At 53.7% G+C, this 13106-nt stretch carries 9 protein-coding genes; 8 read left to right on the forward strand and 1 reads right to left on the reverse strand.

What is annotated here, in order from left to right:
- The 8 genes from HQL65_17630 to HQL65_17665 all read left to right on the forward strand — a co-directional run.
- Positions 1-846: hypothetical protein (locus HQL65_17630; GenBank protein ID MBF0138055.1), on the forward strand; the 846-nt coding region annotated here is incomplete at its 5' end.
- A gap of 151 nt (positions 847-997) precedes the next feature.
- Positions 998-1651, forward strand: coding sequence for a hypothetical protein (locus HQL65_17635; GenBank protein ID MBF0138056.1), 654 nt, complete (start codon positions 998-1000; stop codon positions 1649-1651).
- A gap of 21 nt (positions 1652-1672) precedes the next feature.
- Entirely contained in the window at positions 1673-5863 is a 4191-nt protein-coding gene (locus HQL65_17640; protein ID MBF0138057.1) for a PilZ domain-containing protein, read from the forward strand.
- A 210-nt stretch (positions 5864-6073) separates the two neighbouring features.
- Entirely contained in the window at positions 6074-7996 is a 1923-nt protein-coding gene (locus tag HQL65_17645) for a hypothetical protein (protein ID MBF0138058.1), read from the forward strand.
- Positions 7997-8003: 7 nt separating this feature from the next.
- On the forward strand, positions 8004-8465 hold the full coding sequence (locus HQL65_17650) for a hypothetical protein (protein MBF0138059.1): 462 nt from the start codon (positions 8004-8006) through the stop codon (positions 8463-8465).
- 17 nt (positions 8466-8482) lie between these two features.
- The gene (locus tag HQL65_17655) at positions 8483-10264 is read left to right on the forward strand and encodes an SPOR domain-containing protein (protein ID MBF0138060.1); all 1782 of its coding nucleotides are present in this window, start codon (positions 8483-8485) and stop codon (positions 10262-10264) included.
- A 119-nt stretch (positions 10265-10383) separates the two neighbouring features.
- Positions 10384-10899 (forward strand): RusA family crossover junction endodeoxyribonuclease, encoded by a 516-nt coding sequence (locus HQL65_17660; protein MBF0138061.1) that lies wholly within the window; start codon positions 10384-10386, stop codon positions 10897-10899.
- Positions 10896-11573: a hypothetical protein gene (locus HQL65_17665; GenBank protein ID MBF0138062.1), complete on the forward strand. Its 678-nt coding sequence runs from the start codon at positions 10896-10898 to the stop codon at positions 11571-11573. Before HQL65_17660 ends, HQL65_17665 begins: the two co-directional genes overlap by 4 nt.
- 14 nt (positions 11574-11587) lie before the next feature.
- On the opposite strand, the gene HQL65_17670 is transcribed toward HQL65_17665, so the two are convergent.
- Complete coding sequence (locus tag HQL65_17670; GenBank protein MBF0138063.1) at positions 11588-12865, reverse strand: tetratricopeptide repeat protein; 1278 nt, start codon at positions 12863-12865, stop codon at positions 11588-11590.
- Positions 12866-13106 lie beyond the last annotated feature (241 nt).

Genomic DNA, 13106 nt, shown 5'->3' on the forward strand with positions numbered 1-13106 from the left:
CCACCCGCCACGCCGCCCACCCCCACCGTTGACAGTGGCATATCCACAACACCGGCAACCAGTCAAACCATGCCAACCGTGGACAACGAAAAAACAGCCACACCCCAGCCGCGCCCCATGGCAATTTCCCCGGAAAAAAGTCCCCCCGCTCCCACTGAAAATTCCAGCACAGGAAGTGCGGCCAAAAATGCGGGAGAAACTCCCGACAAGGGAAGTGCAACCAAAATTGCCGGAGAAACTCCCGACAAAGGAAGTGCGGCCAAAAATGCGGGAGAACATTCCACCAAGGGAAATATGGCCAGCCAGGATCAAGTCGCAAAGGCCCGTAACGACCTGATGGAACGCCTCGAAAAAAGCCTTCAGGAAAAAAATCTGGCTTTTGAATCAGACCGCCATGCAGGCATGATTTTTCTTCCCGAGCTGTTCCAGTTTTCCCTGGCATCCTCGACCCTGGAAACCCGCAAACAGGATAAAATCAAATCCGCCATGGAGGCCTTTGCAGAAGTTCTTCCCTGTTTTGCCAGCGGTAATGATACACTGGCAGCGTGTGCGGGCGAGCCCAGTCCAATCAAGCTCAGGGGAATATCCATCGTCGGCAAATCCAATCACGCAGGGGATCAGGCCCGCCGGGCAACCAACATGACCCTGGCCTTTGGCCGGGCGTCCGTTGCCTTCCAGGCCATGATCCGAACCCATGCCAAACTCTTCAATTTATTGGGAAGTGATGGACATGGTCTGTTTCGCATCGAGGCCATGGGGGTCAAGGAGACCCAGCCGGAAATGCTCCGGCGGGTGGAATTCCACCTCTTCATGGCTGAACCTGGAGAATCCGTCAACGCCAGGTAAATGGATCGCCAATTCATCACCGCCAGGTGAGTTTGCGACTCCGGCAAGCGCCAGAATGAGGCACCCTGGCAGGCAACAGCACTCCTGGCCAGCCGGGAAAACTGTTGAACCGCAATCCTGGTCAGCCAGGAAGATATTCAAGGAGTCTGCCATGTTTTTTCTGCTGCCAATCTGGCTTGGGGCCAGCATGGGACTCGGGTTGGGCATGCTCGCCTTCCAGAGCCGTCACCCACAACACCCGGGCACCTCGACACCCGGTCAACAAGGTTTGCAACCAGGCAAAGGTGACCTCCTGGTCAACTGCGAAATCCTGATTGACGAGGAAGGGGAAGAACAACTCCTGCTGGCCACCGAAGAAATTCCCCTGGACAATCGCCAAGGCTCGCACAACATGGTCAGCGAACATGAATTCAGCCGGTCGGCCAAGGTGGAACTGGACCTGTCCAGAAACCATGAAGTGGAAGGGGGATTCAGTGCCGACCTCTGGAAAATTGTCCAAAACAAGGCCTCCCTGGCCGTCTCAAAACGCTGGGGAATCAAGGTGGGCAGCGAAATCAAACGCCGGGTCACCCTGCGGTTTACCGTCGGAGCCGGCTGCATGGTGTGTCACCACATCCGCTGGAAACAAAACCTGCGCCGGGGCGTGTTCCGGATTGCGCATCCCCATGGCACCCTGAAACTGCCCTACATGGTCAGCTACGGGCTTTCCCACGAAGTGGTGACCGTTGCCGCCGATCCGCACAACGGGCAAAGTTGCGTGATGCAACTGCCCCAGAAAAGCGAACAGGAAACGCAAACTGTCTGAGAGATCGGGGTTCTCGGCAAATTGGAAACGTCTGAAAACGTTCTTGAAGAGACAGTAAAAGAAAAGCGGGATCCCAAACCGTTGGCCGTCTACGGCCAAACGGTGGTTAATCTGTTGTCGGCAGATGCCAATACAGAAGCCCCGGTGTGTCTCTTGCCGATCTATAACAGAGACCAGATCCTCTGCCAGGAAAGTTACCAGGAATTTTTTCTCCATGCCCAGGATCTGTGGTCAGATACCCTGCGGGCCATCTCCCTGTTGCAGGACAACCTGGCCCAGGAAAAAGCCCTGCTTGCCGCCGCAGACCCCGCCCAATCAAACAAGATTCAAACCCCTATCCTGGATCGCTTCCAAACCTTCCAGAAAGCCATCAACACCGGAGATGAGGAGAGTATCGAAGACAATCCGTTTCTCAAACTGACCCGGATGATCTTTCATCTCAACATGGAGTCTGCCAAAGGGGTCCTGCTGGACAACATGACCAAGGCGTTTGCCAAACGTGAACGCATGAACATGCATCCCATCCCCACTCCCCGGGAAATCTGGAAATTTTCCGGTGGCCGACACCCCTCATTTGGACGCCGTGTCACGGCCACCGTGCGCTGGCTGATCATCGGCACCAAGCCTTTCATCTCCATCCTGCTCTTCCTCCTCTCCACGTTGACCACGTTTCGCGGAGTCAACGAACTTTTGCAACTGCCCATCACAGAAAAAATGTTTGGCACTCTTTTTCAGGGCCTGTCAGGAGAAACAGCCCGCTACATCGTCAGCCTGGCCGTGGGCATCTCCCTCTCATTGGCCATTCTCGACTTCAAGGGACGTCTTTTCCAGGGGCTGGCCGAAAAAGGACGCCTCTGGAAAGGTCTCTTCCATGCCGTCGCCACCAATCCCCGCTGGATCATCCTGGCCACAGGACTCACCCTGTTTTCCATCTATACCAATTATGACGGCATTGTCTCCCTGGTTTCCAAACAGGGCGAACTGCAAAAACAATGGATCGATATTCGTGGCCGGGTGGAACAGGTTCTGGGGAACGAACGCACAGCCAATCCAGACAATCCACAAACGCTGCATGGCCTGAAAATGGCCCTGAACCTGACCGTCAACCAGGCCGTCCATACATTCACCAGACTGCCCGAAGATGAACTCCTGGGAATTGCCTCCAGTCAGGATCCCCGCAAAGGTCCGCGTTACTGGGCCAAACATTTTGTGGTTTTTGGCGGCTATACCGAAGGAACGGTCGATCTGCCACGGGTGTATGCCAATACGGAAAACTCGCGCCAGGTCAACGCCATTCTTCTGGGATCCGGATTGAACTTCAATAAAAGCATCGAAGAAAAAATACGCGAACTGGCCACCCGCTATTCTCAACATTTCAACAAGACAAACCAGGAAATCCACCAGAATTTGCAAAAACTCGATGAAATCATGAAGCCAAAAGATCGCTCATGGTTTGAGTTGCGTCGCTTCATGACTCTCGAATACTACGATATCAACGTCTTGATGCAAAAGATAACATCCGCATTCGAGGAAAACAAACGGGTCTACGATGATGTGGCCACGGATTTGAACAGGCTGATCCACCAGCATGTGACTGTCCTGCGCCAGGTCGATAAATACGGCAATACCCGCCCGGTCGAATACACCATTTCCGCCACCGTGGATGCCCCGGCCATCGAGGGTATCGAAGCCCTGAAAAAAGGGGTCATCCCCGTCGCCACCCACAAGGATATCACCGCCCTGAACCGCTTTCTCTCGGATGAATACGGTGCCACCCAGGCCGGTATTCTCCTGATGGGCATCCTCCTCTTTTCCATTTCCCTGGATCTCGGCGAACTCCTGTTGTTTACCCGCTATACCATCAGGATTGCCAAAAAAGATGAAAAGGTGACAGAAAACAAAGCCAACCTTGTTTCGGTATGGAACGATGAATTCCTCGGCAGGGTCAGGGAATTCTTCGAAAAAAAAGAGGTCTGGTTTGCCCTCCTGAGCTGGTTGCCACGTCCCTCCGAAATATTGATGCGCGACGCCCTGTTCCTGTGGCTGTACAAAATGGACAGTGAACTGCAATTCAGCGGGTGCAAAACGAGCTTATGGATCAAGTGGCTCATCTGGCTCCGCCGCCTGTTCCGCTCGACCATACGCAAGGAAATCTGCTACGGATTCCAGGCCTGGGATCGTGCCCTGGATCGCATCGAACATAATCTGGAAAAATATAATGGCCAGTTTCTCGGCATCCTGTACCCAGGACTGTACTGGGACAATAAATTGAACAAACTCTCCCTGGTGCAATTGGGAAACCGCCTGACAAATGGCATGAAACAAGGGCAGGAACGATTTGAACTGTCCCTGAAACAATCCTGCGGCGGTTCCCTGTGCAATAAAATCGTCACCAGGGAAAAAGGAATCAAAGAATCAAAATCCAGACTTCAAAAGGATTTTGAAATGACCCTCAACAATGCCTTCAGGGAACTCGATCCACAGGCCAGACGCAAACGCAAAGAACATCGTCAAGGATCCAATATTCCCGCCAAATATTCCGGAAACAAACAACCCTGTAGCGCATGCGGCAAACCCGGATTCAGGCATGCATGGCGTTGCATGATCCTCCGGTTGAACGACGGGTGCCAGCATGATATGCAAAATGATCCGTATATATTAATTCTGCAAAAAAACATTGTCTATTTTTTGATATATTATATTTACTGTCCCTTGTGGCGGGGAACGCACCTGTTGTTCATGGTATCCTTCATTCATGAAAACCATTTATTCCCCTGGTCCCGTCGCAAGTTTCTTTATGATTTTTGCATATCCAACAGAGGAAGAACAGAAAAAAACAGGATGAAGTCCGCCGAGAAGAACAGCATTGTTGATATTGAAAACATATTGACAAGAATTCCGCTTTTCAGGACTGACAAGATCAATAAAGTCCGCGACAAGCTTGGCAGTTTTGACGAAGATTGGGCAAAATCTTGGAAGTTATCCATACTTCACTATGAAAAAGTGATCAAGGAAATCGAAGAAGAAGCAAGAATGATTCGGGGCCTTGGCAAGGATGCCCACGACGTGGCAGACGAAATGCTGCTGTACGAAAACAATTCGAGCCTCGGATCTCTTTTGTATTATGAAAGCCCGCACAATTTTTCATTGCTGGAACAGTTCAAGGTCATCTCGGCACAAGTGGAAGACGCCCTGGAACGCCTTGACGAAATTGAAACCCTGAACCTGAAAAAAAGACAGTTTTGCCAGGAAATCGAGGAGACGTGTACCGATGTCAATCGCCTGCTGATCAAAATCAAAATGAGTCTGGCCAGTGGTGATGTCGATTATCACAATTGGAAACTGGTGGACGGCGATAAAATCTATCAACTGGTCGCCGATGAAATCCAGAAAATCCAGGAAACCTCCCGGACATACCTGCACCGTGACGTTGTGGACCAAAGCAACGATATTCTCGCCCAACTCAACCAGATGGTCAGTCGTACCCATCAACTGCGCAACCAATTAATGGATGCTAAAATCGCCATCAGTCATCCCATCATTCGCCCCGGCATGCCCAGATCCGGCTTGAGTACATCCGGCCGGGAATCCGTGTTGCCTCTGATCCTGGACGAACAAACCAGGCAGGAAGAAATGTTGCTCCATCCATCCCGGATGGATACGCCCATCCCGTTGGCAACCAGGAAAGAAGAAATAAATATCCTGGGAGAGATTGACAATCTCCCCGGCAAGGAAAACTGGGCTCTCGCAATTCGCAGTCAAAACAAGGGAACCAAACCAGCCAGGTTTGGCACCTTGCAGACAGAACAGGATAAACCCAGCCTCATGGAAAACATGGAGCTGACAATCATCCAAACTCCAGCACAGGGTCTCGCCCCAAAAAAATTCACCTCCCGACGGGAAGCGGAAAGATCCCTGTTGAAGACCATGGCTGAATTCATCACCCGGCAAGGGGTTTCCTTCCGGGGCACCACGGAAGATATCAGCATCGTGGGTGTCAAGATGAAACTTGTCGGATCTGGCGCAGGTCTAAGAGAGGGAATGCAGGGAACGTTCCGTTTCATGCGCTTTCTCGAAGATGCCGGCTTCCAATGTCGGGTGGTACGCATCCAGGGAAAAAATGTCATGGTGACCATCGAATCGGACACCTCGAGGTTTGGACTCCTGGTCATGCAGGAAATTCTCTCCCAACACCAGGTTCCGATCAACTGAAACTGCCAGCCGACGCATGTTGCAGGCATTTTTATGGCAACAGACCCGTTTTCAGGCAACCTTCGCGCCGCACTCTCAGAATACATCTGCAAAAATCTGGTGTCGGTATTGCATGGTGTCTTGCGCCACCGGCCAGGTCGTTGTCTTGATCATCCTGATGCCATGAGACCGTCCGGCAAACGGTCAAGGACACAATAAACAGGTACGACTATGAATGCGCATGCGTCCAATCCCAATAAACAGCCAGGCTCATCACCCCATGCGGGCCAGAGTCACGAGTCGATCCAGGTTTTGATTGGTGCCGTGGAAAATTGGGCGCTGACACAAAGCCGGCAATGGTTTACAAAATTTGCGACCCTCCTGACCCAATACCTGGGCGAAGTGGGCCAGGCGGTAGGCCAAAAAGTGGACCTGGACACCATGAGCCGGGTCATTCAAAAACAGGAAGATCATTTCAATGCGGCCATTTCCCGCCTGATTCAGGAAAGTTTTGCACTGCATGAATCCACCAGGGAAATGCCTGTTGCCGACATGCCGGGCATGACCCAGGCCACCCGGCATCCCCCCGATGAGATGCCCGTTGCCAACATGCCTGGCCTGACCCAGGCCACCCGGCATCCTCCCAAAGAAATACCCGCTGCCGACATACCTGGTCTGGCCCAGGCCACCCGGCATCGCCCCAAAGAGATGCCCGCTGCCGACATGCCGGGTCCGGCCCAGGCCACCAGGAGCGCCCCATCCTCTTCCCCCCGGGCGGTCCGCAGCAGTGCCACCTTTCCCTCACTATTGGATTCCCAGAAAAATATCCAGCGTCGCAACACGCAAGCCGATGCACTCTTTCTGGATCCCGGCGAAGAGACCGCGGCAGAACCCGGTCCGGTGCGACGCTCCAATCGGACCCACTGGAACCTTCCTCCCGAACCCAAAAAGGGTAGTGTGGATCGGGGCATGAGCATTCCGTTGCCGGATTCACCTGTGGAAGTCAACGGGCTGCGGTTGCGGGGAAAAGGCCCCAAACCCGATCTCAAGGCATCGCTACCGACCATGACTCCCCCGATGCAGGCCGAACCAGGGGCTGACCTCGGCAGGCCGACCATCCCTTCCATGCCACGCCCGGCCCGGACCGAGCCCGGATCGAATCCTGGAAAACCGGCCATCCCCTCCATGCCGCGCCCAAACCAGATCAATCCCGGGTTCGATCCCAGAAAACCGGCCATCCCCTCCATGCCCCGTCCAGACCAGACCGATCCCGAAGCCGGTTTCAGAAAACCGGCCATTTCCTCCATGCCTCGTCCAGACCAGAGCGATCCCGAAGCCGGTCTCAGAAAACTGGCCATCCCCTCCATGTCCCGTCCAGACCAGAGCGATCCCGAAGCCGGTCTCAGAAAACTGGCCATCCCCTCCATGTCGCGTCCAGAGCGGACCGATCACGGGTCCAATCCCAGAAAACCGGCCATCCCCTCCATGTCGCGCCCAGACCAGACCGATCCCAAAGCCGGTCCCGAAACAATGGACCAGGATTCTGGCGAACATGTTGAACATTTCAACACCAGTGGACCTGCCCCGGAAACCGACCCAGTGGATATGCCGACCCCAGACAGATCCAGCGCCGAAACCTCCAAGGATTTGCTGATCGGCGTCCTGAAAACGGTTCTGACCAGACTGAACTCGGAAAATCGGGTTGAGACACGCGCCCTGACTCATCTGGTGACCTCCGCCGTGGAAACATTGACAGCGACCGGTGGGGATCTTGGCGATCCACGCACCCTGGAAACCCTGAAAATCATGGGAGACACCTTCAGCAGATTACAGGCCTCCGGCTGGGAAAGCGTGCCCGAAATTGCCGGTCTGGGCAGCGCTCTGGAAAAAATCGCCCTGTTTTTTGGCCCGCCCCAGGGACATGACCTCGTGGAATCCCTGCCATTCCCCCAGGATGAACCAGACCCAGAAGTCAAACCCCTCCGATCACCACCTGCCCGCACCAGGGTAGAGATGGAGACCCAACCCGGGGTTGCCATCCCGCCAGCACCGGTACCTGTGTTCCAGGAAGGGGGTGCCTTCCGCTCCGTATTACAGGATTATTTTTCGGGACTTGGCAAAAAACCTTCCATGCGTGAGTTGCATCAGGGATAAACCGGCCATGGAACAGTGCCCCAAGCCCCTGGAAAGAGGGGCATTCCACAACAACCGACGCAAACAGATCAGGCGCCGCAACGTGTCGCCCGTCTGGGTTGCCCGGGCAGGGGACGCCTTTCTGCACAGAAAGCGTTCCCCCCTGCCCGACCTGCCATCACGACTGAACACTTCCAGAAATGTACCAAATACAGTAAAACAGAATTGCGCTGGCGAGGATTCCGACTCAATCCAGAATGGGGACGAAAAGGTCGTGACACCTCCCATGGAGCCTGCCCAATCCGGCACAGGCTCCATGAGAGAGGAACTCCTTCAGTTTGAACTGCCCCCAATCCAGACTCGTCTGGATATGGAAATCGGCCTGGGCCGCATTCTGGATGCCGTGGAACGCCAGCAGATATCCCGCGAAGAAGGACGCCGTTTGTATGGTCTGATCGGATCATTCCACAAACGGCAACTGCAGACCTGACCAGGAACTACATGCCCATGCAGGCTGTTTTTGTTGTTGCTCTCCTCCAGGTTTTCTCCCTGTTTCTGCTGGTGGTCCCCGGCCATGCCGGACCGCATACCCTGACCAGACAGGAAGAACAGGCGCTGGAACGACAGGTTTGGCTCAAGGTCAATCAAATGGCCCTGGATCCAACAGCCGGTGTGGATGCCATGCTGGAACCCGTGATGACCCTGGTGGATCTTTTTCTGGAACAGGGACGCCACGCCAAGGCCGAACCCATCCTCCAAATGGCCATCAATCAAATTTCCGGCAAATCCGCCACGATCAACAGCATTCCCCTGATGCGGCTGACTGCGCGCATGGCCAGAATCGACCTGGCCTATGGACGGTACGAGCTGGCATCCCGCCAATTCAACCAGTTGATCACACTCAACCGTACCAAAGAGGCCTTCACCCCCGCCCAGGAACAGGAGTTGCGCCTGGGTCTGGCACGCACCCGGGTCGGCGTTGCCCTCTCGCTGGCGGACCAGCCGGCCCGTCTCTCCCGCGCCAGTCAACTGTTGATGGTGGCCATCCCCGAGCTGGCCCAATACCTGGGCGAACAACACCCGGAGGTTTTGAACACCCGCCTGCAATACCTGATCTTGCTGGTTCGCCAAGGTTATTTCGAACAGGTACGCGAAGAATCCGGACCACTCCTGGCAACCTACCAAAAATTAAAACCCTTGCATATTCCTGAACTGGTCCAGATCCACCAGCTCCGTGGCTGGTCACTCTCCCAGGGGGGCAATGGGGCCGCCGGCCTGGAGGCCTTCATTGCCGGATTGAGCCTGATTCCCCAGGAGTATGGCGGGGATCTCCTGCCCAAGGCGCGCCTGTTGTCCAGCATGGCGGTCGTTCATATCGGCGAACGCCACGCCCCGGAAGCCCTCGCCACTTTTACCCAGTTGGAATCCGTTATCATCCGGCAGTTTGGCCGGGGCAGTTTCAAACAGGCCCGCCTGGACTATACCATCGGCTCCATGCTCACCAAACATGGCCTGGTGGATGATGGTCGCCTGTGGATCCAGAAAGCCCAGGATATCGGTCACGCCATTTTTGACAAGGATCCAAAACTCCAGGAAAAATGGTGGCTGGAACTCCAGGAAGAGATCAAGAATCAGGGATCCCCGGATAATATCCTGGAACTGGAGCGATTGCTCTCAGATGTCCTGGGGCATATCTTCACCCAGGTGGAAAACATGGCCAGTTGGCGGGAACGGCTGGCCAAATGGTCCCGCTCCAGCATGGCACCCCTGAGCAACACCCTGACATCCCTGTCAGAAAAGACTCCAATCGCACCTGCCCCCCGGAATGTGGAAACGGTCGCTTCCCAGAGTGGAAACACTCTCGCCATTCCCCCTCCTCCCCCTCGACCCGAAACTTCTGTGACTCCTCAGAAACAAACAGAAAATCCCGAACCAGCAGCAGCAACGGCTGCTGCTCCCGCAACAAGAACAGCAGCAACATGGAAGCCGGCTGAAGAAAAACCCCCGGATGCAAACGCATACTCCCCCCCACCCAGGCATACTCTCAAGGGATATTATCTGAGTCTGGGATGCTTTTCCCAGGAAAAAAATAGCCTTGAAGTTATACAGCCAGTCTCTTCAAGGGGGTATCCTGTCTATCAGCGGGTTGTCAGCAAACCCACCGGTACTCTCTATTGCGCCATATCCGGGCCTTATGCCTCCCAGGCCCTGGCCGACAATGTCCGCAGGGAACTCAAGGATGCAGGCATGAAGGATTTCCAGGTCCAGTCCTATGGAAAATCGGATTGAAATAACGGGCAAACAAGTGACCTGTCGAATCTGTTCATAAAATTTCAAGCTTGCAACACTCATTCACAAGTCAGATGGCTGGTCTCACATAAATTTCCAGGATATGGAAGATTGGATCCATGGCTCGACAAAAGCAGCCGCTTGAGTTAGAGTTCCCGTTTGAGTACGTTCTTGTAGGTCGTCCGTGTTCATTCCAAGGCAAGGAGTCCCAAGGTAAGAAATCAAAAGGGAAGACTTCTGCCTACTGCAAATGGCGTGAACGAGCAAAAGAAGCCGTCGAACACGAAGTTTCCAACCGGACAAACAGAAGGATGTACATTCCAACCGACAAGTTTCTTACTGTAAAAATTGCATGGTTCAGTTCACAGCCAGATGCAATAGATCATCCAGACCTCGATAATATTATCAAACCACTTCTTGATGCCATTCGCGACAAAGTGATTATCAATGATAGTCAGGTTCGCCATATTCATATATCAAAGATAGACTTAAACAGAGATGGGCTGTGCGTACCACCACAAATAAAAAAATTTGAAGGCAATCCTGAATATGACCATGCAGGCGAAGTCGTTCTGGTTGCGGTTTACCCGTTCGACGTAACTGAGACCCGTGAATTGGACTGGTGGTTATCATGAGTGCTAGATTTATGGACATGACATGCGTTATAAGAAAGCATGATGAATACGTCAGCGAATTAATCTTGCATTATGAAAAAAAAGGTTACCGTATTCTGGATATCGATGATTTCAGCCAAAAGCTTGGATACTTTCCAGATTTTGTTGCTGAAAAAGACGGCGATATCACAATTGTCGAGGTCAAGTCAAAAGAAAAGCCTCACGATACAAGAATCTCAAACATGCGTGAGATTGCAGAAAAATGTGGCTATAAATTCGAACTGAAATTAATCCCGAAAACACCGCGTGAAGAACCTTTCAAGGATGCCATCGACAATATCCATGTAACCATAAAAAATGCAGAGAACCTCATCAAGACTGGACATATTGACAATTCAATCTTCATGTCGTGGTTGGCAATAGAAGTCTGTGTCAGGAATTTTACAAGAAAAAGTGATGAAGCTGTCAAACCTGTACCTCCAGGAGACATTGTCAGAAACGCAAGAGAGTTTGATCTGGTAAACGATGACGAAATTGTTTTTCTCAGGAAAATGTTATATATAAGAGACAGATTTGTTCATGGCTTTGTCGTTGATGTTGAAAAAAATATTGCGGTGAACGCCCTGAAAATAGCCAAGAAAATATTAAAAAAAATATTGAAACAGGGTAAGATGGATCCCGTCCTTTCAGTTTGATCGATTGCGAAATATCAGGGACCCGAAAAACAAACCCTGGGCACATCCCGCAGCCGTCCGGTGGCTGTCAAGGCCATGCGCAGGTTGTGGCAAGCTTCCCGGTTGCGCGGATCCATACGCACAGCCTCGGCATAGGCCGCAGCCGCTTGTTCCGGCTGCTTCATGAACCATAAATTGTTCCCCACGCCAACCCAGGCACTGGAACGCTCCGGGGCCAGGGTGGTCAGTTCGCGAAACATGGCCAGACTCGCCGCATGGTCGCCGGTTTGTCCGAGCAGCAACGCCAAAGGTTCCAGAACGGTCAACCGTGCCTTCCCCGTGGCCCTGGTCAACGCCTGTCGATACAAGTGGCTGGCACGCTCCGGGTTGCCTGAGCGCTCGGCATACCTGGCCATGCCCAGGTATCCGGCATGATGGTTCGGATTCCACTGCACGATGCGCGCATAAACCTCTCCATCATTCTGCCAATGACCATGGGCCATGAACGTCACGGGCAGGAACAGCAGCAAGGGCAGGATCAGGTGCGGCCACCCCTTGCCCGGCAATCGATCCAGCCACCAGGCCAGCAGGATCGACAAGCCTACAGAGGGCAGATACACATACCGCATGGCCAACAGTGGCGACGGATTGAAGACGGCAGCCAGGGGCGGGGCCAAAAAAACACCCAGCCAGACCAGGGCCAGGAGCGGCACGACAGGCACAGGACGCATCCGCACGAGCGGAATGGCCCATGCAGCAACCAGGAACATGGCAACCGGCAAGGATTGCAGATGAAAAAAACCGGTATCCGGCATGGCCAGATACAAGGGTTGCGGCCAGGGCAACAGCAGGTGTCGCAGATACTCCACCAGGAAACCGGGAAGTCGCGCCCCCGCAGTGGCCAGATCCCACGTCAGGGGCAGTGACACCCCCAACAGGATTTTCCGCGCCACCAGATAGACCACCAGAACCGCCCCATAGGCCGAGAACGCCATGAAGCGCCAACGGCCCAGGCGCAGACGATCCTGCATGAGAACAAAAAAAGGGAATACCACCCCGGTTTCAGCGGTAAAAATGGCCCCTCCAAACAACATGGCCGCCACAAGCAAAAAGGCCGGCTGACCCGTGCGCAGATACCGGTCATGCACCAGACAGGTTGCCAGGATCAACAGGGTTGCCTGAAGATGCATTGTGGCCAGGATCCAGCCGACGGCTTCGGCGTGAACCGGATGCACAGCAAACAAGGCTGCCGCCAAACCCGCCGCACGCACGTCGATTCCGGGCAGCAAACGCCGCAACCACATCAAGAGCAAAAGCGTCGTCGCCCCATGCAGAAGCAGGGAATAGAGATGAAACCCGGCAGGCCAACCCCGCCAAAGCTGGTTATCCTAAATCCGGCAGTTGACTGGTAGTGACCTTGCCATCGGGGGAGGTTTGAGAGGTCTCCCCCCAAGGAACCGGACGAAAACCTTGCTCAAGATGAGTCGCCACCTCTCGGCCCAACTCAACTGCTCCGCAGCTTCTCGGATGTGGCGAAAGAACCTTGTCAGATCA

The sequence above is a fragment of the Magnetococcales bacterium genome, assembly GCA_015228935.1.
Lineage (GTDB): Bacteria > Pseudomonadota > Magnetococcia > Magnetococcales > DC0425bin3 > HA3dbin3.

Bases quoted from the DNA above. Each gene is read 5' to 3' on its own strand.
- HQL65_17635 (MBF0138056.1), top strand. From the start codon at position 998: ATGTTTTTTCTGCTGCCAATCTGGCTTGGGGCCAGCATGGGACTCGGG.
- HQL65_17645 (MBF0138058.1), top strand. From the start codon at position 6,074: ATGAATGCGCATGCGTCCAATCCCAATAAACAGCCAGGCTCATCACCC.
- HQL65_17650 (MBF0138059.1), top strand. From the start codon at position 8,004: ATGGAACAGTGCCCCAAGCCCCTGGAAAGAGGGGCATTCCACAACAAC.
- HQL65_17655 (MBF0138060.1), top strand. From the start codon at position 8,483: ATGCAGGCTGTTTTTGTTGTTGCTCTCCTCCAGGTTTTCTCCCTGTTT.
- HQL65_17660 (MBF0138061.1), top strand. From the start codon at position 10,384: ATGGCTCGACAAAAGCAGCCGCTTGAGTTAGAGTTCCCGTTTGAGTAC.
- HQL65_17665 (MBF0138062.1), top strand. From the start codon at position 10,896: ATGAGTGCTAGATTTATGGACATGACATGCGTTATAAGAAAGCATGAT.